Genomic DNA, 24,958 nt, shown 5'->3' with positions numbered 1-24,958 from the left:
TTATGCACCCCCTTCGTAAGTGGTTGGAAACATTGATAGCTGGTCGTCGAGCTTAGCGCGACACGGGCGTCCTTTTCGTGAAAGGGCGGCTTTGACGGTATCCGAATGCAGGTCAGTTGTCTGTATTTGGTACGGTGCGCCATCGACCACCTGATTTGCGGGCAGAATACCGTCCTTTATCAGCTTGCGGATGACGTGATTGGTCACACCGAGCTCTTTCGCCGCCTCGGTCATGGTGCACCACGGGCCATCCTTGTCGGCAGACAGGTATCCGTGAATATCATTTACACGCCGGATGGATGAAACGCGTTTCGCATTCCAGGTCTTGCCCTGACCAGTCGATATTCCCATTCGGTTAAGACAGGCAGCGATCGCCTCATCGGACCAGCGTCCCGCCATCTCGCGGATGATCCCCAAAGCCTCTTCACTGGTGCGGGCATTGTGTTCACCGGTCTTCGGTTTCTTGACACGCAATTCCGTATGCCGGCCGCCTTTCCAGTGGACGACCAAAACGATTTCTCCTGTATGGTCGTCGATATCCGCCACGATGTCTTCGATCAGTGTCCTGATCAATCTTTGCTTGTCGCGCATGGATGTCGCCGGAGCTGTCCAGGCTGTCTCAAGGTCCTGCGCCAGCCCTTCAAGGCGCGTGACATCCACCTCCGGTGCTGCTGCAAAATCCGTATCGAGACGCTGTTCGAAACTGCGAACGCGTCCCAAGGCTTCTTCCCACCGTTTCTCCAGTTCTGATGCGATAAGGCGATTATCAGGGTCACAAGCGGCATAGCGTCGTTCCGCCAGGGACGCATCGTATCTGGCTTGCTGCAACTCCATCTCGAGCACCAACCGCTTGTCTTCGGCCGCTTGGTTCAACATTGCACGTGCTTCGATGGCGGCATCGATGGCAAATGGCGCGACAACCTCGAGAACAGCGTCTGCAATAAGCTTGTCTGGGCGGAACCCACCGAAGGTGATGCAGCGTTTCTGTCCGAGAAGAAGGTTTGGATTGTCACAGCGGTAGACGGGGCGCGGCGTGCGGCCTGTATAGACCACATGCAACCGCCGCCCGCATCTCGCACAGCAGAGGAGACCGGCAAGGAGCGCACCGCCGCCGCGACCGGATTTGCTCCCGCCAGCACGTCCGAAAGCGTTCTTGGCCAGTTGCGCCTGATTGCGTTCATATTCCTCCCAATCGATATAGCCGACATGGTGATCCCTGATCACAACATCCCAATCTTCAGGGGACTTGCGGTTCTTGTAGGTGACATGCGCGCGGCCGTCTCGGATTTTTGCTTGCCGCCCGGTCTTACCATAGGCGTAGACCCCGGCATAAAACATGTTCTTCAAGACGCTGATCACGTTGCGATACCGAATGGGCTGCCATTCGAAACTTGTCAGTCGAATGCCATCGGAGGGTCGAGGAAAGTGAATGCCCTCGCTCGACATCGCCAGAAGAACCTGCCGGGCGCTTCCAAGCTCACGGAACCGATGGAAAAGCTGCCGGATGACCTCCTGGATGCGGAGATCGGGATCGAACATCACCCCGGCGTCGCGATCCCACAGGTAGCCGATCGGCGGGGTATAACGCAGTTCACCCCGGCGCGCTTTCGCCCTTGCGGCTTCAACCATGCGCGTGCGCAGGACGCCGAGCTCGAACTCGCTGATGCTGCCCTTCATGCCAAGAAGCAGCCGGTCATTTGGATGGCGAGGGTCGTAGACGCCGTCATGGTCCACGACACGCGCATCTACCAGGCCGCAAAGCTCCAGCATATGGTGCCAGTCGCGCCCATTGCGGGCCAGACGCGACACTTCCAGGCAGAAGACCGCGCCGATCGACCCCGAACACAACATGGCGACGAGCCGTTCGAAGCCGGGGCGGGCCTGACAGCCACTGGCTGATACACCAAGATCGTCGTCGATGACATCGATCCCGGCAAATCCATACCCGCGGGCCATCTCGACAAGATCATATTGCCGACGCTGGCTTTCGAGGTTCGTCATGACCTGGCTCTGCGTCGACTGGCGTACATAAATCACCGCCTGACGCTTCAGCAGTTCCGGTGGAAACGCGAGGGCCATGTCATTCATCGCTGTGCCTTTCCGGATCCGATTTTGCTGCGGTCAGGAGCACTTGCGCCAGCGCCGTCACGATCGACCGGTATTCCGGTTCCGTCAGCAGTGGCGCCGGTGCCAACGGCAGTGGCAACTGGGTTGGTGTCGGGGATCTGTGATGCGTCATTCGGGGCCTCCATGGGTGAGTCGTCACCCTGGAACCTTCGCCGGAAACCGAGGTGCCGGAGAACCGAATGAAGATCGTAAAGCGCCTCCGTGGACACCACGGGTTCACCAAGATCGAAACCCTGACATACAGAAGCATCCAGAATCCAGGCGGGTGCAAGGATCGCTATACCTGGATCGCGCTCGAGACCGACATGTTGGCCATCACCGCGACTGAGCGTGCGGAAAACCTTCACGTCCGAGCCAAAATAGGCATGCCATTGATAATGAACCCGATAAACTTGGCCGACATGGGCAGAATGAACGGGAACTGGCATTGGGAAGAAAGAATTATCTGTTCATGGGGTCAATCGGCGGCGGAAAAGCGGCTGCAATCGCCTATACGCTCGTGGAAACCTGCAAGTTGAACAACGTCGACCCCGAGGCATGGCTCACATGGGTCCTCCAGCGCCTGCCTGAGCACAAAATCAATCGCATCGACAATCTTATGCCTTGGAACTGGCAGGCCAAAAACGCCTGAGACCGCGCCTATACCGGACGGATACTGCCCACGGTCGCTTGTCCGCAGTGCAATTCCACCAACAGAGTGCCGCAAGTGCGCCTGACCGACAATCCCAATTGCGGACGTTGCCGCGCGCCTCTCTTTCAAGGCAGGCCCGTCACGCTTACAGCGGCTAATTTTGACCGTCATGCGAATGCCGAACTGCCCTTGCTTGTCGATTTCTGGGCCGAGTGGTGCGGGCCATGCAAGATGATGGCGCCCCAGTTCGAGGCGGCGGCGCGCTCGCTCGAACCCCATGTCCGCCTGGGCAAGCTCGACACCGAGGCCGAACAGCAGATTGCGGGCCGCTACGGGATCCGCGGCATTCCCACCATGATCCTGTTCAGTAGCGGGAAGGAAATCGCGAGAACGAGCGGTGCGATGCCTGCCGCGCAGATAGCGCAGTGGGCGCGGTCGCACGTCTAGATTTTACAGGTATTGGCCTTACCTGCGCCATGCCATCAGGAGAAGAAGGAGAAGAACATGCATGGCGTGACCGGATTTGTTGAAAGTGCGGCCTTGTTGGTCTTTGCCGCGTTCGTGCTCGTGACGATATGTTCACGGATCGGCGTGCCCAGTATCGTCGGTTACATTCTTGCCGGCATAGTCATCGGACCTGCCGGCCTCGGCCTGATTGCTGAGAGCGCTGCCCTGAGCAGCATTGGCGAGATCGGAGTGTTACTCCTGCTGTTCGCGCTTGGCCTGGAATTCTCGTTCGAGAAGCTCGTAACGCTCAGGACAGGCCTCTAGACACCCAGATTCACCCATTTATCGGTTCACGTGAGGCAAGTCTCGACGGCTCCAGCTTCAGCCTCGAACGGAGGCTTTGTCGGCGCGAGCTGCCCGAGACATTAGGTCAAGCGAACTGCAGTTTCGCTCATCATCGCTCCTCAAATCGAACAGGCAAGGGACGCCCCACACCGGTCATTGGCCAGGATCACCATTGCCGCAGCGTGGCTTCCCCATACCGGACCTTCATGGCACCGCGCAGCATAGTCCAGGGCCCCAAGGTCAGCAGTGCGGACATTCCTGCCGTTCATGCGGCCGGAACTTGCGCCTCCCGATCTCTTCCAAAGCGCGGAAGGATGCGGATGTAGATCAGTTCGGCCACAAGCTCGACCAAGGTCTGAGTCACGATCGCAGCCGGAAGCACGGGGATCGCGCCCGGAACAGCAAGGGCCAGCGGCAGCACCACGAGGGAGTTTCGGGTAGCGGTCGAGAAGGACACTGCCCGCCCCGCAGCAGGCTGCAATCCGAAGGCGCGTGCGATGCCCCAACCGATGAATGGGGCGATGACGGCAAAGGCGATGTAGATGGGCAGGGCAGACATCGCGCGGGGGCTGGCTGCTCCCAGAACAGGGACTGTGGCGGCAACGACGAGGAATAGGACCACGGCTGTCGCGGGAACCGGAAGAAGCCCCAGAACGTCACTGACACGCTGCCCTGTCGTGTGTCGCGCGGCCCAAAGCTGGACAGCGCCAGCGCAGATCAGCGGCACAGCGATCAGCCAGACAGACGCATGTACGAACGGGCCAATGCGCACGAGGTCGGCAGCCTCGTCGTCGAGGAATAGGCCAAGGTAGATCGGCAACAGGGCCATCTGCACCAGAAGCAGGATCGGCGTCGATGACAACAGCAACCGCGCATCTGCCCGCCCTAGATGGGCAAAGGTGATCACATAGTCGATGCAGGGCGTCAGTAGCACCATGAGGATGCCGAGACGCAACAGAGCGTCATCTATGGCAAGCTGTGACAGCAGGAACGCAAGCATCGGGACGGCGATGAAGTTGCTGACCAGAAGAGCGCCTAGAAAGCGTGTTTCTTTGAATCCTCGGCCAATTCCTGGCAATGGCACCTGCAAGAAGGTGACGAACAGCATGAAGGCCAGCGCCGGGTTGATCGTGCCTTCCAGTTCGCGAGTGCCTGACACGGTGAATCCGAGGATTGCGGCAAGCGCGACAGCCATGAAGTAGATCCACACCTGTTGCCGCTCCAAAATGTCCCGCAAGGGCGTTCGAGGCTGCGCTAAGTCCGTTGGGCGCGGCTGATATCTACGACTGCGCATGAGGCGCACCTGCGGCGAAAAGCGGCGAGAAGTCATTTGCCGCGGCCACCTTGCGGACGTGCGACGGATAGCAGCTCCCGAGCCCCTTCGAGACGCGGTGCGTGGCGCGCGCCTGTTCGTTCGTCAAAAGGTAGAACGTCGGTGCGAGTGTTCGCAGATCGAGCTCAACAAAGAGGAAAAAGTCAGCGTTACCTTTCGTGGCCATGTCGACCGGCCAGCGCGAAATCTCGGTCGGCCGTTCGAGGAACTGACGGGTCTTCACCTCGATCGAGTGCGCCACGCCATCCACCACGGCCATCAGGTCGTGCCCTGGTGCCCCCTCGGGGCTGGCATAGGCCGCGATTCCCAAAGAATTTAGCTTCGCGAGGGCGAGGACCTCGCCGAGGTTACCGGATTGCTGGTGGGAAAGCTTCTGCATTTCAAATATTTCGGCGCGCGCCCCTCATTTTCCCCTATTGTGAAGCGAGCGAGACGGTCGATGCAAGATCCGCGTTGAGGGTGAAGCAGGATCCGCCGACGTGCCGCCTCGGTCCGTTCCGGCCTGGTCGGCCCAGAGCGGACTTTTGCGCTCGGTTCGGCGCTACATTGCAGCAATCACCAGACCTGCCATTGCATGCTTGGCGCGGCATTTTACGTTGGCCCGTTGACGGCAAGCGGCAACCACTTACTTCCGACCACGATTGTTGATCCCCCAGTGGCAGGAACCGCTCGCGCTGGTTCTCGATCCGGCGGCGTAATCCCGATGCCGAATTGTCCTCACGCCAGCCCAGCTTTGCGCATAGGTGAACATCTTTCGGAGCACCTCGCCGACCCGGTTGGCGCACACCGGCGTTGATTTCGATCCCTGCAGCTTGCGGGCGCGTCCCTCCCGTCTTCCTTCACGCCCAGCGGGTCGCCACCGGCATCGATGTTGCGGCGCAGCTCCTTTGCCCGTTCCCGCGTCGCCGCCGTCGACCATTCCGGCCAGCGCCCCAGCGTCATCCGCCGTTGCCGCCCGGCATGGCGGTAATCCAGCGTGAAGGCCCGATTGCCCGAGCGGTAGATGCAGATGGCAAAGCCCCGCACCTCGCTGTCGAAGATCTGATAGTCCCGGCCCGGTTCCGGCGCGGCCTCCCGCACCGATTTCTCGTTCAGCCTCAATCGCTTCACCATGCCCAGCGCCTCCTTCTTGCATCTCACATGAGGCTCAGCCTCGCGCGCATCGCGAGTCATACATCGCCGGTCAGCCCGGCGGGGAGGCGGAAGGTGGCAGAACCTCGGGGGAGGGCTGCCGGTCAATGGCTCAGAAGGGAAAAACCTACACCCTCTGTTGATCAATCCGTGAATTGCAACGAGAGCCTGTCCTGCTTACTGTCAAGCCAGTTGCATATGTTCCGATTCAACCAAATGATGCGCGGCGCGATATGTTCTTTGCTTGTTGTCCTGCTCGTGTTCGCGGGCGTGACGCAGCATGGGCAAAGTGCTGGTACAGCCGGACTGTCGGCCGATCACGTTGTCGCTTCGATCAGCCATCCCGGCGACACAGGCGGGCATGAGCACGGTTATTCGGGAGAGCCTTCTCGGCACGATATGACCGATGCCTGTGCGATTGTATGTGTCGGCACACCTACGCCCTGGCTTGCTGCCGCACAACTTGCGCCTGTTGAGACTGAGCATTCGCTGAAATGGCACTCTATAGCGGTGACACGTGAGGGCCGTCTGGTCGGCCCCGGATACCGCCCTCCGAAATCCATCTGAACACTTGCTTGCCGCACCTTTCAAGGTGCCGAACATGGTTCGCCCTACGGGGTCTGATGGATTATTCATATGACTTGCACACTGAATCGCCGCGGCTTTCTGACCGCATCCGCTGCCATGGCCACAGCTTTTGCCATCCCGCGCGCGGGCTTTGCGCAGCCAGCTGCGCTGGCATTGCAGGCAACGACGCGCACGCTTGACATTGATGGCCGCGCCGCCGCGGTTTTCGGGCTGATCAACGGCAACGGAACGCCCGGGTTGATACTGGATCCCGGCCAGCGTTTCCTGCTCGACCTGACCAATGATCTGACCGAGCCGACGATCATTCATTGGCATGGACAGATCCCGCCGAACGCGCAAGACGGCGTTCCCGATATGCCGATGCCGCTGCTGCAGCCAGGAGAGACGCGTGCCTATGATTTTGAGGCCGCAGCAGGCACGCACTGGATGCACAGCCATGTGCCCATTCAGGAGATGCAGTTGCTGGCCGCACCCCTGATCGTCCGCCGCCCCGAGGATCTGCGAGCTGATCGGCAAGAGGTCACCATGTTCCTTCACGACTTTTCGTTCCGCTCGCCGGAAGAGGTGCTGGAAGAAATCCGCTCGGGAAAGGGGCATGACGAGGCCGCCGAAGCCGAAATGTCGCAACCAGCCGATCCCCATGCCGGTCACGACATGGGTGGCGGCATGCCCATGAACGGGATGTCGGAAATGGGTGGCATGACCATGGCCGGTATGAGCGGGATGCAGATGGACCTGAACGACTTCGATTTCGATGCCTATCTGGCGAATGACCGCACCCTGAGCGACCCAGAGGTCGTGCAGGTCGAGAAGGGCGGCCGTATCCTGCTGCGGGTCATCAACGGGGCTGCGGCCACGGTATTCTGGCTCGACAGCGGCGAGGTTCCGGGTCGGCTTGTTGCGGTGGATGGCCAGCCGGTGCAGCCCTTGCCAGGAACGCGCTTTGGTCTGGCCATGGGGCAGCGCCTGGATATCGAGCTTGACCTGCCCACCGGAGGCGGCGCATGGCCGATCCTTGCTCTGCGCGAAGGCGCGCAGGAGCGCACCGGCCTTATCCTTGCGACCGCTGGCGCCAAGGTGCCGGTCATGCTTGGAATGGCAGACGAGGCCGCACCTGCATTCGATATCGACCTTGCACAGGAAGCCGCCTTGCGGGCCGTTGCTCCGCTGACGGAACGAGTTGCCGATGCATCACCCATGGTGATGCTGGGCGGGCAGATGCAGCCCTATCGCTGGACCATCAACGACCGCGTGTTCGAGGATCGGATTCCGGTTACGGCCAAAACAGGCCAGCGGGTCGAGATCATGTGCCACAACATGTCGATGATGGGCCATCCCATGCATCTGCATGGCCATCATTTCCAAGTTGTCGCGATCAATGGCAGACGGTTTTCCGGTGCATTGCGCGACACGGTCTATGTGCCGCCCATGTCGATGGTCACGGTGGCGCTGGATGCGGGCGAGGCGGCGGAATGGATGCTGCATTGTCACCACATGCCGCATCTTGCCAGCGGCATGATGACGACGTTCGCGGTCTCGGCGTGACGGGAGTGACATGATGTTTCAGCGACGCATGATCCTGACCCTGGCCCTTACCGCCCCGGCGATGGCCATCGCACCGCGCCTATCTTGGGCTGGTCATTCGCTTCCACCCGAATTCCGCAGGCAGCTTGAACATGACGCGAATGCGCCGATCTTCGGCAATCCTGACGGCGATGCGACTCTGATCGAGTTCTTCGACTATAACTGCCAGTTCTGCCGTGCGATGATGCCAGTGGTGGATGCCGTGTTAGGAGCCGATCCCGGCTTGCGGATGGTGATGCGGGAATGGCCGGTCTTTGGCGAGGGTTCGGTTTTCGCGGCCCGCGCGGCGCTGGCGTCGCGCAAGCAGGGCCGCTACGCCGACTTTCATCGCGCCTTGATGAGTCAGAAACCCCGGGCCGAAAGGGCCAGCGTCCTGCGTGTTGCGCGATCCATGGGTTTAGACACTCAGCAGTTGCAGCGCGATATGGGCGGCCCGGAGATTGCCCAACATATCCAGCAGTCCAATGCGCTGGCCGAGGCGATGGGGCTTGTCGGCACACCCACCTTCATCGCCGGATCGGATTCGCGCTTTGGCGCCATTTCATCAACGGAACTGGCCGAACTGGTTGCGGCCTCGCGTGGCAATTGAAGCATTTCACGAAAGGACAACGCTATGGATAATTCTGATCGACACAATAGCCACGGAAGCCAGAGCGGCGGAAGCTATGGCCGTTTTGCGGCGATGATCGCTACCTCGACGGTGATCATGTTCGGGCTGATGTATCTGAACACCTGGGCGATGGATCATGTCTTTTTCAGCCAGACCCGGATGTGGATGGCGCTTTACATGGGCGGCGCCATGGCGCTGATCATGCTGGCCTTCATGCTTGGGATGTATCGCAACCAGCGCGCCAATATGACCGTCGCAGGCCTTTCAATTCTGGCCTTTGCCCTCGGCCTGTTTCTGGTTCGCAGTCAGGCAACGGTCGATGATACCGCCTGGATGAAGGCGATGATTCCGCATCACTCGATTGCGATCCTGACATCCACCCGCGCGGATATCTCGGATCCTCGCGTGCGGGCGCTGGCGGACAGCATCATCGAGGCCCAGACGCTGGAAATCGCGGAGATGAAGGCGCTGATCGCCGATCTGGAAGGCGGGCCAGCGGCGACGCCCGAGGTCGATGGGCGCTGATGCGATACGGTTCGGCAATCGCGGATCCCGCTGCGCTTGCCGCATTCATCTGAAGGTACAACCATTACGAGGAGCAATCACATGCTGACACGCAGACATTTCATCCGAACGACGACGGCGCTGTTCGCGGCCTCCGCCGCCAGCCCGCTTATGGCCTCGACCTGGCCCGACGCGGCGCAGAAGGCCGCCTGGGATGCCGAGGTGGAAGCCGGCGGCCCCAATCCTTGGGGCCTGCACCAGCGTTTCCTGCCGCAGCGGATTGTCGCGAATGACGGTCTGGTGCCGGGCGATATCCATGTCGATGCCGTGGCCCGATACCTCTACCACATCGAAGAGGGCGGCACGGCGATGCGTTACGGCGTGGCCATCGGCCGGGGCGATCTTTACGAGCCGGGGACCTATACAATAAAGCGCAAGGCCGAATGGCCGCACTGGACCCCGACAAGGAACATGATCGAGCGCGAACCCGAGGTCTATGCGCAGTATGAAAACGGCATGGAGCCCGGTCCCCGGAATGCGCTCGGGTCACGGGCGCTTTATCTCTATCTCGGCGAGCGCGACACCTATCTGCGCATTCACGGCACGCCGTTTCCGACCTCGATCGGCAGCCGCGCCAGTTCCGGCTGCGTCCGCATGGTCATGGCCCATATCAACGGACTCTATCCACGCGTCCAGATCGGCGCGACCGCCTATCTCTATTCGCCGGAGGGCAGCGTGACGGCCATCAGCTGAACGGTCGCCCTCTGGCGAGGCCGGGCGTCAGGACGTACGCGCGTTGCAGATATGGTTGCCGTTGGCCGCCCGCAGCGGCACCAGCGTCGTTTCGACCGGCCCGACATGATAATACCAATAGCAATCATCCGCCGGGTCCAGCCGCGCCGTTGTCAGGTCCTGGTTGGGGCCGGCGATGGCGACGACCTCGTTCGGAATGGGATACGGCGAGGCCGCTTCGGCAGCGATATCGGGCGCCTGGGCCGCGCATCCGGCAAGGACGAGCAGCGTCAGGGCGATGGCGGCGGTTCTTTTCTTCATGGGAAACTCCTTGGCTATGGTGGTGTCGCGCCGGGGTGTTACGGCGCGCTGTCCTTGGTGATGCGGCTCTGGATTGCCCGTTCCCGTTCAGGCCAGGTAGATTTGATATAGGCCAGAACGGCGGCGATTTGGTCGTCACTCATGACATCGCCGAAGCCGGGCATGTCACTTTTATACCCATCGCCGACCACGGCGGCCGTGCCGTCGCGAATGATCTGTACCAGAAGCGCGTCGGCGTGATGCCATGTGTGACCGGTCTCGTCATGCGGGGGCGCCGGATAGCGGCCACTTGCGAGCGGGGTCTGCCAGTCCGGCTGGCCTTCCAGATCGGCGCCGTGGCAACTGGCGCAGTTATCGACGTAGAGCCGCTGGCCAAGCGCGATCACGGCCTGATCCTGCGCGGCTGTTCCGGTGGCCCCGCTGCCGCGCCAGAGGATCAGGATCGCAGCGGCCAGACCGACCGCTGCGATGAGGATGAGTGCGTTGCGCGTCATCTGCTACCCGTCCAGCGGAAAGGCGCGACCGTCACCGGCAATGCCGCCCCAGGCGATGACCTCGGCGGTGGCCTCGACCCCGCCACCCATGCCCGGCGAGTCGGCGGGCATCCCCGGCACGGCGATCCCGGTAATGTCGGGGCGCTGTTCCAGAAGCTGCCTTATGGCCGCGAAGGGCACATGGCCCTCGACGATATAGCCGCTGATCCGGGTCGTGTGGCAGGACCACAGGTTTTCGGGCACAGCGGCGTCGCGCTTCATACCGACATAGTCGCTGGCCTCAGTGATCTCGACCTCGAACCCCGCCTCGATGGCCAGATCGGCCCAGGCGCCGCAGCAGCCGCAGCCGGGGTCCTTGGTGACACTCAGCAGGTTCGGCTTTTCGTCCGAACCGATGGCGGCAAAGGCAAGGGTAGAGGCTGTCGACAGTATCGCCGCGACCGCAAGGATCGCCCCGCGACGCGAGAAGTGATGATTGCTCATATCTGATGTCTTTCAGGATATTGCGCGCCGTAGGGTCATTCATCCCTGTCATGGCGCAGTTGATCGGCTTGTGGCCCCTCGGGCCATGTGGCGTCAGAGAGCAGCGGATCGCGGAGGGGGCAGCGGCAAGCGCGGCCTGGCCGATTTCATATCTTGCAGCGGGGGAAAGTGTCGGATTCGGCGTGGCAAGCGGGCCGCGTTGGGCGTGATTTCGGCATTGCCGATGGCGGCACAGGCCGCACAGTCGCCATGTGGAGAATCCGGCTGCGTGGTGCAGCATTCATGCGCGACTGGCGACGCGGATGTTTCGGCCATCGAGGCCATCGACGATGCTTCCGCCGAGGCGGCGCCGGTCAGGGCCAGTGGCATCGTCACCGCCAGCATGACGGCAAGCAGTGCCGATAGCAGGAACCGCATCAGTCGCGTACCTTTTCCATCAGTTCGACGACCTCGCGGAACATCACCCGCTGACGGTCCTGATCGCCGGATTGGATCGCGTCTTCCATGCAGCTTCGCGCGTGATCCTCGATCAGCAAGCGTTCGACGCCGCGCAGGGCAGACCGGATGGCGGCGGTCTGGTTCAGGATGTCGACGCAATAGCGCCCATCCTGGACCATGCGCGAGACGCCCTGCACCTGACCGTTCAGGCGGGAAAGCCGCTTCAGGATCGCGTCTCGGTTCTGCTTGTCATGCGCCAAGGAGGGCTCCGAACTTCAACATCTGAGGCTTGTACTATACCCTCAAGGGGTATAGAGCAAGTCTGATATACCCCCTATAGGTATCTGCCGGGAGAGAGTCATGGACCACAAGCACGATCATTCGCATGGGCATCACGATCACGGGACACACGGTGGCGCACCGGCACAGGCTGATCCCGGTAAGGCCATCGACCCGGTTTGCGGGATGCAGGTGACGATCAAGCCCGAGGCCCGGCACCGCGACTATGAGGGACAGACGTTCTATTTCTGCTCGGACGGTTGCCAGTCGAAGTTCGACGGCGACCCGTGGTTCTACGCCTCGGGCGCGGCGGCCAAGGTCGAAAAATCCGCCCCGGCGGGCACGCAATGGACCTGCCCGATGCATCCCGAGATCGTCCGCGACGAACCCGGCGCCTGCCCAATCTGCGGCATGGCCTTGGAGCAGATGATTCCCTCGGATGAACCCAGCCATGAACTGACCGATTTCACCCGGCGGCTCTGGGTCAGCGTGGCCGCTGCGGTGCCGTTGTTGATCCTGACCATGGGCGAGATGGTGGGCATCCCGGTCCGTGACTGGATCGGGCACCGCACCGCCGTCTGGCTGGAATTCCTGTTAGCCACGCCCATCGTGCTCTGGGCGGCGCGGCCCTTCTTTCAGCGCGGGTTGGATTCCTTCAAAAACCGCTCACCGAACATGTGGACGCTGATCTCGCTGGGTGTCGGCGCGGCCTATCTCTATTCGCTCTTCGCCACCTTCCTGCCGGGCATCTTTCCCGAGGAATACCGAATGGGCGGCATGGTCGACACCTATTACGAGGCTGCGGTGGTCATCGTTGCCCTGGTCTTTGTCGGGCAGGTACTGGAACTCAGGGCGCGGGAACGCACCGGTGATGCGATCCGGGCACTGATGGATCTGGCGCCCAAGACGGCGCGGCGCATCCTGCCCGATGGCACGGAATATGACGCGCCGCTGGAAAACATCGCGGCCGGGGACCTCTTGCGCGTGCGGCCCGGCGATAGCGTGCCGGTCGATGGCGAGGTGGTCGAGGGGCGGTCCTCCGTCGACGAAAGCATGATCACCGGCGAGCCGGTGCCGGTCGAGAAGGTGCAGGGCGACCGCGTGACCGGCGGCACGATCAACAAGAACGGCACGCTGGCGATCCGCGCCACCGATGTCGGCGCCGATACGGTGCTGTCGCAGATCGTGCAGATGGTGGCCGGGGCGCGGCGGTCCAAGGCGCCGATTCAAGGGCTGGCCGACCGGGTGTCAGCGATCTTCGTGCCGACGGTGGTGGTGATCGCGGTGCTGGCCTTCATCGTCTGGCTGATCTTCGGCCCCAGCCCCTCATATGTCTTCGCCATCGCCTCGGCGGTCTCGGTGCTGATCATCGCCTGTCCCTGTGCGCTTGGGCTGGCGACGCCGATTTCCATCACCACGGCGGCGGGGCGCGGCGCGCAGGCGGGCGTGCTGGTGAAGAATGCCGAGGCGCTGGAGCTGATGGCCGAGGTCGATACGCTGATCGTTGACAAGACCGGCACGCTGACCGAAGGCAAGCCTGCACTGACCGATGTGACCAGCTTCGGTGACGTGCCCGAGGGCGAGTTGCTCGGTGCTGCGGCGGCGCTGGAACGGGCCTCGGAACACCCGCTGGCCGAAGCCATTGTCGAAGGCGCAAAAACGCGCGGGTTGAGCCTTGGTAATGGCGAGGAGTTCGAAGCTATCACCGGCAAGGGGGTGATCGGCAAGGTCGATGGCCGCGACGTGGCGCTTGGCAATAACGCGCTGATGACCTCGCTTGGGATCGACTGCGACACCGGCGAGGACACTGCCGACCGCCTGCGCGGCGAGGGCAAGACCGCCATGTTCGTGTCGCTGGATGGCAGGCTGGCCGGTCTGGTCGCCGTGGCCGACCCGATCAAGCCAACTGCCGAGGCGGCGATCCGCGAGTTGCACGATCTGGGCATCAAGGTGATCATGGCAACCGGCGACAACGAACGCACGGCGCAGGCGGTGGCGAGCAAGCTGGGCATCGACGAGGTCCGCGCCGGGATGCTGCCTGAGGGCAAGAAGGATCTGATCGACGGGCTGCGCGGCAAGGGGAACAAGGTCGCCATGGCGGGCGACGGGGTAAACGACGCGCCCGCGCTGGCTGCGGCGGATGTGGGCATCGCCATGGGCACTGGCGCCGATGTGGCGGTCGAAAGCGCCGGGCTGACCCTGCTGGGCGGCGACCTGACCGGCATCGTCCGCGCCCGCAAGCTGGCCGTGGCCACCATGCGCAATATCCGCCAGAACCTGTTCTTCGCCTTCGCCTATAACACGGCTGGCATCCCGGTTGCCGCCGGTCTGCTGTATCCGTTCTTCGGAATATTGCTGTCACCGATGATTGCCGCCGCCGCCATGTCGCTGTCCTCGGTCTCGGTCATCGCCAATGCGCTGAGGCTGAAACGGGTGAAGCTATAAGGTTGAGGAGGTGGCGTGTGGGTTTGAAATTTCGGTTTCAGCCCGATCAGGGTAGTCCAAAACAGATGACGCGGCTTTCCATCAGGGCGACTACATAAACGACAACCGTTGGAGATGTGAGTTTTCTTCTCAGCGGGCCCTCTCTTGCTGGCAACGCATGGGCCGCACTTTTGTTGTCAGACTTACGATGCTGGAAAAATCATCTACCTCAACGCCACCTCAACCCTTGGCTGCAGTTCTCGTGCAGGTTGTTCCGTCAGATGTCGCTCAATGCAGTTGAGCGTCGGCATGGAAATCGCAATAAATCAATCGATTGTCCCGTAACATACTGAAATTACGGGGTGCCCGAATTTCGCCTCTGATCTGCTCATAACCTGAAGGTCGTAGGTGCAAATCCCGCCCGACCAGTAGCTCGTGCCGGTCTCTCGTGATCTTGCCCCTGAATGTCGGCTTATTACAGATTGTTGCCAATGCTGCGCCGCACTGCCGCAAGTCGGCTCTCCGCCCTTCGGGTTGCCGTAGCCGTGCCCGCGGGGCGCTTATTGCACAGGCGCAGTGACGATCCTCTACCGCGCGGCTGATGAGGCTCCATCGGCGCCCGGTATCCGCTGCAGGACGCGATACACGGTCGGCCGCGAGACGGCGAACAGCTCCGCCAGATCGGTGATCGAATAATCGCCCGTGTCATACATGCGGCGCAACTCCGTCTGACGGCGATCCGAGAGCTTGGGCTTCTTGCCCTTCAGCTTTCCTTTGGCGCGCGCAACCGCCATGCCTTCCCTGGTGCGCATGCGTATCAGGTCAGCCTCGAACTCGGCGAACGTGGCCAGGATGTTGAAGAACATCCTGCCCATCGGATCGGTCGGATCGTGGACCGATGCTCCCAATGCCAGTTTGACCCCGCGCGTCGCCAACTCGTCGGCGATGGCGCGGGCGTCCGGGACCGACCGCGCCAGCCGGTCGAGCTTCGGGACGACAAGCGTGTCGCCTTCACGGACTGCGGCCAGGGCCTGCGCGAGACCCGGCCGCTCCCGGTTGGTGCCCGTCAGGCCATGATCGGTATAGATCCGGTCTTCCGCCACATCGAGATCGAGGAGCGCGACCCGCTGCGCGGCGAGGTCCTGCTTGTCGGTCGAGCAGCGGGCGTAGCCAATGCGGGTCTCTGACATGGGTGCCTCCTGGTCATGACGAGGCCGCGCACAGAGCGGACCGTGCCCGAATGTAACACTAAAGGCCCCATCAATGATACCATAAACGTACCAATCAAATGAGAATGACTTCCGCCATCAAACGCAGAAATCTACAGGGAGCCGCGCCGCATTCTCAGACCGTCCGGTGAACCATCCCCTTGCGGACGGGAAGACCATCATGACGGAGGGACCGGAGGATGGGGCCGGACAGGGCGGACGCCGCCCGCCGCATGGCCCTGCGGCGCCCGCACCTCCACCATCAAGGGTGGCAGCCGGGGCGGGCCTCCCGATGCGGACCGCGCGCCGCTGGCCGGCCCGCGACCGGGCGGATGGGCCGGCAGGCCCTGCACGTCCGATCCGGCCGGAAGCCGGGACGCGCATCTTCCCGAAGGAGATGGTCGAACTGATCGAGGGTCTGGCCCTTCTCGATCCGCAGCCCTCGGTCGCCAGCATCCATCGCGCCGTTGTCCAAGTGGCAGAAGAAAAGGGGGGCGAGCCTCACATCAGGCCCGATTGCACGAGCAGCGCCATCCCGATCGTCCACAGGGCCAGCCCTGACAGGCAGTAGAGCCCGTTCCAGCGGAAGCCCACGACCGCCGCGGGCCGTCCGACCAATGCGCCGGCATAGACCACCGTCGTCATCAGCGGCGTGAAGCCCATGACGCAGCTCCAGGTTCCCGCAAGGCACAGCGCCGCGGCCGCATCGCTCAGTCCCGGCACGTCCAGTTGCGTCACGAGGCCGCCCAGGACGGAGGCCGTGATGATCGGGTTCACCCCTGCCGTGGCCAGCGCGAACATGGAGAGGTTGAGCAGGACGACCATCTGCCAGGGGGCCCCGATCAGCGCGGCGACCAGCGCCTGCACCCGGTCGATCGGCAGCAGTTCCAGCGCCAGCACCGACAGAAGCCCCGCCGAGGCGAAGACGCCGATCTCGGCGGCGGCCAGGGGAAAGCGCCGGATCGTCCCGGCGGTGGCGCGGCGCATCGCGGCACCCGCGCGGCCCGGACCGCCGCGCCCGATCCGCGCCGCCCAAGCCAGGCTGTAGCCCGGCACGGCGATCAGCAGCGCCTGCTGGAACTGCAGCCCGGTGGCCGCGTGCAGCCCGAAGACCAGCCCAGCCAGCAGCGCCACATGCATCACCAGCAGCGCAACCCCGCCCCGGTCGGCGGCATCCGGTCGAGGGGCTGCCCGCGACGTAAGCGGGATGCGCGGCGCCCCCGCCCAGTCCAGAAACCAGCCCCAAGCAAGGAACAGCGCCGCTGCCAGCAACCCCGCAGGCCCGATGTCGGCGTATTCCAGTTCGGGCATCGCCAGCAGCAGGGCGTTCAACCCAAGCCCGATGGGCGACCAGAGCGGGGCCAGCGCAAAGCCGCGCAGCACGGCTGTCGTTATCCGGCGCAGCCGCCATTCCCGCAAATCCGGGGGCAGATGCGCGCTCGTTTCCTCCAGCGACCGCCGCGTCATGTCCAGCAGCAGCGCGATGCCGCCGAGATTGATCAGGACGCCGAAGACATGGCCGCCGAAGTTCATTGCCAGATAGCGCCGGCCGGGCGGGCGGGTCGTGAGATAGCGTCCGGCGCGGACGACCTCGGGTGCCTCCGAGGCAACCACCCGCAGCGCGCCCAGAAGCGCCAGCAGCGCTGCCAGGAAAGCCATCCGCTCAAGCCCCCGGGACAGCGTCTCGATGTCGATGCCGCACACCATTGCCGCGGCCAGCAGCAGGGCGCAAAGGCCGACGGTCAACCACGTGGCGATAGTAAACTGCCGCCAGCACAGGACAAGAAAGACCGCCAGCGCCGCGCCGGCGGTCAGGCCGATGGCGGCAGAGTGGATGAAGATGCCGGCAAGGGACGCCAGAATGACGACGATGATGCAGCCCTGTGCGACCAACGTGCGGGCAGAGCGTTCCGGCGGGGGAAAAGGCTGCATTCAGGCGGGCGTCCGGGCAGCGGGCGTGCGCAGCCGGCCGCAGTAGAGCCAGGCATCGTGGCCGGAAATGAAGACGACGCCCTCTCCCGCCAAGTTGAACACGACTCTTTATCCTTTCTGCGAAGCCTCCGCGCCACTCTCGCAAATTTTCTCGAGGCGACGCAAGTTTGTTCCATTGTATGGCACAATGTGCTACTAATTGGAACGGGAGGAGAATCATCATGCGCTTTCTGACGACAAGTTTCCTGACCCTCGGCCTGCTCTGCTCGGCCTCGTCCGCGGCGATGGCCATGACGCTGATCTACGGCGAGGCCGGTCCCAACCGCGGCGTGCGCGCCGAGGCCACGCAGTGGTTCGTCGACCAGGTCGCCGAACGGACAAACGGCGAACTCACCATCGACGTGAACTGGGGCGGCGCGCTGTTTTCCGAGAAGGTCGCCGTTCAGTCGATCCGGGATGGTGTCGCCGACATGGGCTCGGTCATTGGGGTTTATTTTCCGCAGGACATGATCGCCTATGGCCTGGCCGACCTGCCGATTCCAAACCCCGATCCTTGGGTGGGAATGAAGGCCACTGACAAGCTGATGCGCGAGAACGCGCAGATCAGGGAGAACCTGGCCAGCCAGAACCTGGTCTATATCGGCACCTATACCACATCGGCCGTGCAGGTCGGGTGCAAGGGCGCGACCATCGAGTCGCTGGACGACGTCAAGGGTCTGAAGATCCGCGGCGTCGGCGCCTATGGCAAGGTTTTCCACGACCTTGGCGCGACCCCGGTCGACATGTCGGTCTACGAGGCGTTTCAGGGGCTGGACACGGGCCTGATCGACTGCACCCAGACCTATCCCTATCTGGTCGAGGCGCTGAAGTTCGACGAGGTCTTCGACAGCTATACCGAGCTGGATTTCGGCCAGATCGGCGCCCTTGGCATCATGATGAACAAGGACAGCTTCGACGCGCTGACGCCCGAGCAGCAGACCGCGATCATGACCGCGGGCGAGGGGCTGGCCGATGAATTTGCCCGCATCCTGACCGACGCCAACGCCCGCTCTGTCAAGATTCTGGAAGATCAGGGCACTCCGGTCCTGAAGATCTCGGACGAGGATCGCGCGCGTCTGGCCGAAGGCGGCAAGAAATATGTCGGCGAGTGGATCGAGCGCGCGAATGCTGCGGGTCTCGACGGTCAAGGGCTGGTGGACGAATACACCGCGCTGATCGTGGAATACACCAAGCAGCGCGACGAGCAGGGCTATCCCTGGGCGCCCAAGGCCAACTAAGCCCCGCCTGACCTGACAGAAGCGGGCGCGCCGATCCCCACGCGCGCCCGTTTTCCGGCCCGACCGCCATCGGTCCCGGCCATCCCTTGATCGAACCCGTCCGACCGGACCCGGAGGTGCGACCATGAAGGCCATCGAACGTATCCTGCTTGAATTCGCGGTCGTCTCGACCCTGGCGCTGACGCTGGCGATCAGCGCCAATGTGATCGGCCGCCAGTTCTTCGGCTGGAGCGTGCCCGACATCGTCATCATCGTCCGCGAGCTGATGATCCCCACCATCGTCTTTCCGCTGGCGGCGGCCACGGCCAGCCGCGCCCATATCGCCGTCACCTTCGTCACCGACCGCATGTCGCCGCGGATGCGGGGCCGGCTGATCGTTTTCGGCTGGATCATCGCGCTGCTGGCCGTGCTGCCGCTGATCTATGCCAGCTGGCGCAACCTTGCCGGATCGTGGCGGTCGAACGAGTTCTATGACGGGCTTCTGGGCATCCCGCGCTGGCCCATGAAGCTGGCCTTTCTTCTGGGCCTTGTGATCATGACGATCCGGCTGGCGCTGGTCGCGCTGGAAGACGCGCTGGAACTGCGCCGCACCGGGACCGTCACCACCCACACCGAAGAGGAGTCCGTCTGAGATGGATCCAGCAACCATCGGACTTGTCGCCTTCGGAATGGTCATCGTGCTGCTGGCGCTGCGCGTGCCGATCGCCTTTGTGCTGGCCGGCGTGGCGACCGTGGGCACTTTCCTGATCTATGCCTTCCGCAGCGGCAGCTTTGCCCCGGAACGCGCCATCAACCCGACCTCGTCCATGGTCGTGAACAGCTTTTTCGAGCTGATCCACTCCTATGACCTGTCTATGATCCCGCTCTTCGTGGCGCTGGGCAACATCGCCTATCACACCGGCATCACCACCCGCATCTATGACGCGGCCAATGTCTGGCTACGCCGGGTGCCGGGGGGCGTCAGCGTCGCCTCGCTGATGGGCTGCGCCGGGTTCTCGGCCATTTCGGGGTCGTCGATCGCCTGCGCCTCGACCATGGGGCGGATCTGCGTGCCGGAGATGCTGCGGCTGGGCTATAACCCGCGGCTCGCCACCGCCTCGGTCGCGGCGGGGGGCACGCTGGGGTCGCTGATCCCGCCCTCGGTGCTGTTCATCCTGTATGGCATCTTTACCGAGACCTCGATCAGCAAGCTGTTTCTGGCCGGCATCCTGCCCGGTCTTCTGACGCTGGGGGGCTATGTCATCGTCGTCTTCTGGTGGGTGTCGCGCGATCCGTCCGCGGCGCCGGTGGACCCCACGCCGCTGGTCCGGGGGGCGCGGCTGCGGGCGGCGGTGTCGGCCTGGCCGGCGCTGGTGCTGTTCACCGTCATCATCGGCGGCATCTATGGCGGCATCTTCACCGCGACCGAGGCGGCGGCGGTCAGCGTCCTGCTGACCATTCTGATCGGCTTCGCCGAACGCTCGCTAAGCCTGCGGTCCATGTGGATCGCGATCCGCGAAAGCCTGATCCAGACCGCCGCCATCTTCCTGATCGCCGCCTGCGCCAAGATCTTCGTGTCCTTCGTCGCGCTGACCGGGGCGGCGGGCATGGTGTCGCAATGGGTGGCCGATGCCGGGCTGTCGCCGCTGCTGCTGATGGTGGCGATCTCGGTGCTGTATATCTTTCTGGGCATGTTCCTCGACCCGGTGGGGATCATCGTGCTGACCTTGCCCTTCGTGATCCCGATGGTCGACAATCTGGGCATGGACCTGATCTGGTTCGGGGTGATCGTGGTCAAGCTGCTGGAAATCGGGTTGATCACGCCGCCTGTGGGCCTGAACGTCTTTGTCATCGGCAACGTCACCGGGCGGGATATCACCGTGGACCAGATCTTTGCCGGGGTGATGCGCTTCCTGGCGATGGATATTGTGGTGCTGGCCATCCTGATCCTGGTGCCCGCCATCTCGACCCTGATCCCGAACGGCTTGTGAGGCAGGCGATGACCGAGCAGAACGATCCCCGCTTTGCGACCACCCTGGCCCGGGGGCTGTCGGTTCTGCGCGCCTTCCGCGTCACCGATGACGGGTTGAGCAATGCCGAGATCGCGCAGCGCACGGGGCTGCCGAAATCGACCGTCTCGCGGCTGACCTTCACCTTGCTTGAGCTGGGCTATCTGGTCCAGTCGCCCCGCGACGACCGGTTCCGGCCGGGGCCGACGCTGGTCGCGGTGGGCCATGTCGCGGCGGCCTCGCTGTCCTTCCTGGTGCCGGCGCATGAGCTGATGCAGGATCTGGCCGACGATACCGGGACGCTGGTCGTGCTGGCGGTGCGCGACGCCGACAAGCTGGTGCTGATCCGCACCTGGCGGCCGCGGCGCGTGGCCTCGATCTGGCTCGAGGTCGGGCAGCGGATTCCCTTGCAGCCCTTCTCCTCCTGGCGGGCCTTCATCGCCGCGACCAGCCCGGCCGAGATCGAGCGCATAGCTGACGAGCTTCTGCCGGACGCGCAGGCGCTGCACGCGATGATGGACCACCGGCCGCAGGCGCATGACGAACTGGCGCAGCGCGGCTTTGTCTCGACCCCCGCCGGCGGCGGGACGTCGGCCGCCTATAACGCCGTCTCGGTGCCCTTCCGCAGCAGCAATCTGGCCGAGCCAGTGGTATTCACCTGCGGCGCGTTGCCGCGCGAGGCCCCGATCGAGCGGATGGAGAGCGCGGTCGGGCCGCAGCTCGCCACCGCCGTCCGCACCCTGGAACGCTTGACAGGACAGGCCCCCGGCCTGATCCGCATGGAGGCCTGACCATGGCTGAACCGACCCCCGTCACCTATCGCCGCGAGGGCGAGATCGGCTTTATCGAGGTCGACGACCCGCCTGTCAACGCGCTGTCCGCGGCCGTCCGGCAAGGGCTGGCCGAGGCCATCGACCGCCTGGCCCAAGACCCCGAGGCGCGGATCGCAGTGCTGTTCTGCGCCGGCCGGACCTTCATTGCCGGGGCCGATATCTCGGAATTCGGCAAGCCGCCGGTGCCGCCTGGCTTGCCCGATGTCGTCGCCGCCATCGAGGCTTCGGACAAGCCCGTGGTCGCGGCGCTGCACGGCACGGTTCTGGGCGGCGGGCTAGAGGTCGCCTTGGGCGCCCATTACCGCGTCGCGGTGCCGGGCACCCGGATGGGCCTGCCCGAAGTCACGCTGGGCCTGCTGCCCGGCGCCGGTGGCACCCAGCGCCTGCCGCGCGTCGTCGGGGTCGAGGCGGCGATCGAGCTTGTCACTTCTGGCCGTCAGATCGGCGCGGACCGCGCGCTGGAACTGGGGCTGATCGACACCCTGGCCGACGCGACTGCCCCCGTTAAGGCGGGCGCGGCCGAGGCGCGGCGGCTGCTGGGTCAGGGCGCGGGGCCGCGCCGTCTGGCGCAGGCCGACGCCCCCACGGTGGACGCGGCGGCGGTCGAGGACGCGCGCCGAAAGGTGGCGAAATCCGCGCGCGGGCAGGTCGCCCCGATGCGCGCGCTGGACACCATCGTCGAAGGTCTGGCGCTGCCCTTTGCCGAAGGCATGGCGCTGGAGCGCCGCGCCTTCACCGACCTGATGCAGACGCCCGAGCGCGCGGCCCTGATCCACGCCTTTTTCGCCGAACGCCGCGCCGCGCAGCAGGACGACCTGAAGGGCGTCAGCCCGCGCCGTCTGGACCGCGTCGGCATCATCGGCGGCGGCACCATGGGCCAAGGCATCGCGGCGGCGGCGCTGACCGCAGGGCTGGACGTGACGCTGGTTGAACGGGATGCGGCCTCGGCCGACAAGGCCGCCGCTGGCATCGGCCGGATGCTGGACGGCGCCGTCAAGCGCGGCAAGCTGGCGGCCGAGGCGCGCGACCAGATGCTGTCGCAGGCCTTCCGCGCCGTCGCAAGCTATGACCCGCTGGCACAGGTCGATCTGGTGATCGAGGCGGTGTTCGAGGATCTGGACGTCAAGCGCGAGGTGTTCCGCACCCTGGACGGCATCTGCCGTCCCGGCGCGGTGCTGGCGACGAATACGTCGTATCTGGACGTGAACCTGATCGCGCAGGCGACCGCGCGCCCGCAGGACGTCATCGGGCTGCATTTCTTCTCGCCCGCCAACGTGATGCGGCTGCTGGAGATTGTCGTGGCGGACTGCACTGCCCCGGACGTGGTGGCGACCGCCTTTGCGCTGGCCAAGCGGATGGGCAAGATCGGCGTGCGCTCGGGCGTTTGCGACGGCTTCATCGGCAACCGGATGCTATTGGCCTATCGCACGGCGGCCGACCACATGGTGCTGGACGGCGCCTCGCCTTACGACGTCGATCAAGCGATTGTCGGCTTCGGCTTCCCGATGGGTCCCTATCAGGTGGGCGACCTTGCCGGGCTGGACATCGGCTATGCCACCCGGCAGCGGAAGGCGCCCACCCGCGATGCGCGTGAGCGGGTGCCGGTCTTCGCCGACCGGCTGGTCGAGGCGGGACGTCTAGGCCGCAAGACCGGGCGCGGCTATTACATCTATGACGACCAGTCCCTGCAGGGCCGCCCCGACCCCGAGATTGCAGAGATGCTGGACGGCATCCGCCGCGAGCTAGGGATTACCCCGCGCAGCTTCACGCCCGAGGAGATCCAGTCTCGCTACATGGCGGCAATGGTGAATGAAGGCGCCAGGATCCTGGAGGAAGGCATCGCCGCCCGCGCCTCGGACATCGACGTGGTGCTGCTGCATGGCTACGGCTTTCCGCGCTGGAAGGGCGGGCCGATGCACTGGGCCGACGCGCAGGGGCTGGACCCGATCCGCGCCGACATCGCCCGCTTTGCCGCCGAAGACCCCTATTTCTGGCAAATCTCGCCGCTGCTGGACCGGCTTGCGGATCAGGGCGGGAGATTTGCCGACGCCAACACTGGAAAGGACGCGACATGAAAGACGCCGTCATCGTCTCGACCGCCCGCACGGGCATCGGCAAGGCCGGCCGGGGCAGCCTGAACCTGACCCATGGCGCGACCATGGGCGGCCGCATCGCCTCGGTCGCGGTGGAACGCGCGGGCATCGACCCGGCGCTGATCGAGGACAGCATCTGGGGCTGCGGCTATCCGGAATACGTCACCGGCGGCAACATCGCCCGCCAGATCGTCATCCGCGCGGGCCTGCCGGTCAGCATCGCGGGTGCCACCGTGAACCGCTTCTGCGCCTCGGGGCTGCAGGCGCTGGCGATTGGCGCCCATATGGTGCAGGTCGAGGGAGCGCAGGCGATCCTGACCGGCGGCGTGGAATCGATCAGCCTGGTGCAGCCGCCGCCCCGCCCTTCGCGCGAGGCCTGGATCGAGGCGCACAAGCCCGACCTCTATCTGCCGATGATCGACACCGCCGACATCGTCGCCGAACGCTATGGCGTCAGCCGCGAGGCGCAGGACGAATACGCGCTGCGCTCGCAACAGCGCATCGCCGCCGCCCAGCAGGCGGGGCTGTTCGCGGACGAGATCATCCCCCTCGACGTGACCCGCGCCGTGCTGGACAAGGCCACGGGCGAGAGCCGGAACGAGGACGTCACCTTCACCATGGACGAATGCAACCGTCCCTCGACCACGCTGGAGGCGCTGGCCGCGCTTAAGCCGGTCAAGGGCGAGGACCGCTTCGTCACCGCCGGCAACGCCTCGCAACTGTCCGACGGCGCCGCGGCGCTGGTGGTGATTGAGGGCGATCTGGCCGTGCGCGAGGGGGTGACGCCGCTGGGCGCCTTTCGCGGCTTTGCCGTCGCCGGCTGCGAGCCGGACGAGATGGGCATCGGCCCGGTCTTTGCCGTGCCGCGCCTGCTGGAACGCGCCGGGCTGACGGTCGAGGACATCGACCTGTGGGAGCTGAACGAGGCTTTCGCCAGCCAGGCGCTGTATTGCCGCGACCGGCTGGGCATCGACCCGGACCGCTTCAACGTGAATGGCGGCTCGATCGCCATCGGCCACCCCTTCGGCATGACCGGCGCGCGCATGGCGGGCCACATCCTGTTGGAGGGCAAGCGGCGCGGCGCGAAATGGGGCGTCGTCACCATGTGCATCGGCGGCGGCCAGGGTGCTGCCGGCCTGATCGAGATTTTCTGAGG

Annotated in this window: 25 protein-coding genes and 2 pseudogenes; 15 read left to right on the top strand and 12 right to left on the bottom strand. The window is 64.2% G+C overall.

Going from position 1 to position 24,958, the window contains the following annotated elements; all coding sequences use genetic code 11:
• Entirely contained in the window at nucleotides 1-2,088 is a 2,088-nt protein-coding gene (locus tag PAE61_RS04550) for a recombinase family protein (RefSeq protein ID WP_271114205.1), read from the bottom strand.
• Nucleotides 2,081-2,239 carry a hypothetical protein gene (locus tag PAE61_RS04545; protein WP_271114204.1) on the bottom strand — a complete coding sequence of 53 codons (159 nt, stop codon included), beginning with the start codon at nucleotides 2,237-2,239 and terminating at the stop codon, nucleotides 2,081-2,083. The genes PAE61_RS04550 and PAE61_RS04545 overlap by 8 nt, the downstream gene beginning before the upstream one ends.
• 303 nt (nucleotides 2,240-2,542) lie before the next feature.
• Here PAE61_RS04545 and PAE61_RS04540 point away from each other — a divergent pair.
• The 3 genes and pseudogenes from PAE61_RS04540 to PAE61_RS04530 form a co-directional block, all read left to right on the top strand.
• Nucleotides 2,543-2,758 (top strand): annotated as a pseudogene (locus tag PAE61_RS04540) (transposase domain-containing protein); the annotation flags it as partial.
• Nucleotides 2,759-2,779: 21 nt separating this feature from the next.
• Nucleotides 2,780-3,205, top strand: coding sequence for a thioredoxin TrxC (trxC, locus tag PAE61_RS04535; RefSeq protein WP_434803124.1), 426 nt, complete (start codon nucleotides 2,780-2,782; stop codon nucleotides 3,203-3,205).
• Nucleotides 3,206-3,262: 57 nt separating this feature from the next.
• The gene (locus tag PAE61_RS04530; RefSeq protein ID WP_271114203.1) at nucleotides 3,263-3,529 is read left to right on the top strand and encodes a cation:proton antiporter domain-containing protein; all 267 of its coding nucleotides are present in this window, start codon (nucleotides 3,263-3,265) and stop codon (nucleotides 3,527-3,529) included.
• Between the two features lie 286 nt (nucleotides 3,530-3,815).
• Here the strand turns inward: PAE61_RS04530 and PAE61_RS04525 are convergent, their stop codons facing one another.
• The 3 genes and pseudogenes from PAE61_RS04525 to PAE61_RS04515 all read right to left on the bottom strand — a co-directional run.
• The gene (locus tag PAE61_RS04525) at nucleotides 3,816-4,745 is read right to left on the bottom strand and encodes an arsenic resistance protein (RefSeq protein ID WP_271114202.1); all 930 of its coding nucleotides are present in this window, start codon (nucleotides 4,743-4,745) and stop codon (nucleotides 3,816-3,818) included.
• 85 nt (nucleotides 4,746-4,830) lie between these two features.
• Entirely contained in the window at nucleotides 4,831-5,262 is a 432-nt protein-coding gene (locus PAE61_RS04520; RefSeq protein WP_271114201.1) for a hypothetical protein, read from the bottom strand.
• Between the two features lie 280 nt (nucleotides 5,263-5,542).
• A pseudogene (locus PAE61_RS04515) lies at nucleotides 5,543-5,996 on the bottom strand (Arm DNA-binding domain-containing protein); the annotation flags it as partial.
• A gap of 258 nt (nucleotides 5,997-6,254) precedes the next feature.
• On the opposite strand from PAE61_RS04515, the gene PAE61_RS04510 reads away from it, so the two are divergent.
• From PAE61_RS04510 to PAE61_RS04490, 5 genes are all read left to right on the top strand, one after another.
• Nucleotides 6,255-6,581 carry a hypothetical protein gene (locus PAE61_RS04510; RefSeq protein ID WP_271114200.1) on the top strand — a complete coding sequence of 109 codons (327 nt, stop codon included), beginning with the start codon at nucleotides 6,255-6,257 and terminating at the stop codon, nucleotides 6,579-6,581.
• A gap of 69 nt (nucleotides 6,582-6,650) precedes the next feature.
• Complete coding sequence (locus PAE61_RS04505) at nucleotides 6,651-8,147, top strand: multicopper oxidase family protein (protein ID WP_271114199.1); 1,497 nt, start codon at nucleotides 6,651-6,653, stop codon at nucleotides 8,145-8,147.
• A 13-nt stretch (nucleotides 8,148-8,160) separates the two neighbouring features.
• Entirely contained in the window at nucleotides 8,161-8,775 is a 615-nt protein-coding gene (locus tag PAE61_RS04500) for a DsbA family protein (RefSeq protein WP_010400333.1), read from the top strand.
• Nucleotides 8,776-8,868: 93 nt separating this feature from the next.
• Nucleotides 8,869-9,321 carry a DUF305 domain-containing protein gene (locus tag PAE61_RS04495; RefSeq protein WP_010400332.1) on the top strand — a complete coding sequence of 151 codons (453 nt, stop codon included), beginning with the start codon at nucleotides 8,869-8,871 and terminating at the stop codon, nucleotides 9,319-9,321.
• Nucleotides 9,322-9,402: 81 nt separating this feature from the next.
• The gene (locus PAE61_RS04490; RefSeq protein ID WP_010400331.1) at nucleotides 9,403-10,053 is read left to right on the top strand and encodes a L,D-transpeptidase; all 651 of its coding nucleotides are present in this window, start codon (nucleotides 9,403-9,405) and stop codon (nucleotides 10,051-10,053) included.
• Between the two features lie 27 nt (nucleotides 10,054-10,080).
• Here the strand turns inward: PAE61_RS04490 and PAE61_RS04485 are convergent, their stop codons facing one another.
• From PAE61_RS04485 to PAE61_RS04465, 5 genes are all read right to left on the bottom strand, one after another.
• Complete coding sequence (locus PAE61_RS04485; RefSeq protein WP_010400330.1) at nucleotides 10,081-10,353, bottom strand: hypothetical protein; 273 nt, start codon at nucleotides 10,351-10,353, stop codon at nucleotides 10,081-10,083.
• Nucleotides 10,354-10,391: 38 nt separating this feature from the next.
• A complete protein-coding gene (locus PAE61_RS04480; protein ID WP_010400329.1) occupies nucleotides 10,392-10,847 on the bottom strand; it encodes a c-type cytochrome in 456 nt (151 codons plus the stop codon).
• A gap of 3 nt (nucleotides 10,848-10,850) precedes the next feature.
• Complete coding sequence (locus PAE61_RS04475) at nucleotides 10,851-11,330, bottom strand: DUF411 domain-containing protein (protein WP_010400328.1); 480 nt, start codon at nucleotides 11,328-11,330, stop codon at nucleotides 10,851-10,853.
• 93 nt (nucleotides 11,331-11,423) lie between these two features.
• Nucleotides 11,424-11,747: a hypothetical protein gene (locus tag PAE61_RS04470; protein WP_010400327.1), complete on the bottom strand. Its 324-nt coding sequence runs from the start codon at nucleotides 11,745-11,747 to the stop codon at nucleotides 11,424-11,426.
• Nucleotides 11,747-12,028 (bottom strand): metal-sensitive transcriptional regulator, encoded by a 282-nt coding sequence (locus PAE61_RS04465; RefSeq protein ID WP_010400326.1) that lies wholly within the window; start codon nucleotides 12,026-12,028, stop codon nucleotides 11,747-11,749. Before PAE61_RS04465 ends, PAE61_RS04470 begins: the two co-directional genes overlap by 1 nt.
• A 100-nt stretch (nucleotides 12,029-12,128) precedes the next feature.
• Between PAE61_RS04465 and PAE61_RS04460 the strand changes: the two genes are divergently transcribed.
• Nucleotides 12,129-14,492, top strand: a complete 2,364-nt coding sequence (locus PAE61_RS04460) for a heavy metal translocating P-type ATPase (RefSeq protein WP_271114198.1) — start codon at nucleotides 12,129-12,131, stop codon at nucleotides 14,490-14,492.
• A gap of 566 nt (nucleotides 14,493-15,058) precedes the next feature.
• Here PAE61_RS04460 and PAE61_RS04455 read toward each other — a convergent pair.
• The gene (locus tag PAE61_RS04455; protein ID WP_271071059.1) at nucleotides 15,059-15,661 is read right to left on the bottom strand and encodes a recombinase family protein; all 603 of its coding nucleotides are present in this window, start codon (nucleotides 15,659-15,661) and stop codon (nucleotides 15,059-15,061) included.
• A gap of 519 nt (nucleotides 15,662-16,180) precedes the next feature.
• Nucleotides 16,181-17,611, bottom strand: a complete 1,431-nt coding sequence (locus tag PAE61_RS04450; protein WP_271071061.1) for a hypothetical protein — start codon at nucleotides 17,609-17,611, stop codon at nucleotides 16,181-16,183.
• Nucleotides 17,612-17,832: 221 nt separating this feature from the next.
• Between PAE61_RS04450 and PAE61_RS04445 the strand changes: the two genes are divergently transcribed.
• The 6 genes from PAE61_RS04445 to PAE61_RS04420 all read left to right on the top strand — a co-directional run bounded on the left by PAE61_RS04445 (nucleotide 17,833) and on the right by PAE61_RS04420 (nucleotide 24,956).
• The gene (locus PAE61_RS04445; protein WP_271071062.1) at nucleotides 17,833-18,888 is read left to right on the top strand and encodes a C4-dicarboxylate TRAP transporter substrate-binding protein; all 1,056 of its coding nucleotides are present in this window, start codon (nucleotides 17,833-17,835) and stop codon (nucleotides 18,886-18,888) included.
• Between the two features lie 124 nt (nucleotides 18,889-19,012).
• Nucleotides 19,013-19,519 (top strand): TRAP transporter small permease, encoded by a 507-nt coding sequence (locus PAE61_RS04440; protein WP_101500522.1) that lies wholly within the window; start codon nucleotides 19,013-19,015, stop codon nucleotides 19,517-19,519.
• A 1-nt stretch (nucleotide 19,520) separates the two neighbouring features.
• Entirely contained in the window at nucleotides 19,521-20,858 is a 1,338-nt protein-coding gene (locus tag PAE61_RS04435; RefSeq protein WP_271071064.1) for a TRAP transporter large permease, read from the top strand.
• Between the two features lie 8 nt (nucleotides 20,859-20,866).
• Nucleotides 20,867-21,667, top strand: coding sequence for an IclR family transcriptional regulator (locus PAE61_RS04430; RefSeq protein ID WP_271114197.1), 801 nt, complete (start codon nucleotides 20,867-20,869; stop codon nucleotides 21,665-21,667).
• A 2-nt stretch (nucleotides 21,668-21,669) separates the two neighbouring features.
• Nucleotides 21,670-23,784 carry a 3-hydroxyacyl-CoA dehydrogenase NAD-binding domain-containing protein gene (locus tag PAE61_RS04425; protein ID WP_271114196.1) on the top strand — a complete coding sequence of 705 codons (2,115 nt, stop codon included), beginning with the start codon at nucleotides 21,670-21,672 and terminating at the stop codon, nucleotides 23,782-23,784.
• On the top strand, nucleotides 23,781-24,956 hold the full coding sequence (locus PAE61_RS04420; protein ID WP_271071067.1) for an acetyl-CoA C-acyltransferase: 1,176 nt from the start codon (nucleotides 23,781-23,783) through the stop codon (nucleotides 24,954-24,956). The genes PAE61_RS04425 and PAE61_RS04420 overlap by 4 nt, the downstream gene beginning before the upstream one ends.
• Nucleotides 24,957-24,958 lie beyond the last annotated feature (2 nt).

The sequence above is a fragment of the Paracoccus aerodenitrificans genome (genome assembly GCF_027913215.1).
Classification (GTDB): domain Bacteria; phylum Pseudomonadota; class Alphaproteobacteria; order Rhodobacterales; family Rhodobacteraceae; genus Paracoccus; species Paracoccus aerodenitrificans.
The sequence above is the reverse complement of the archived record's forward strand: the minus strand, read 5'-3'. Positions and strand labels throughout refer to the sequence as shown.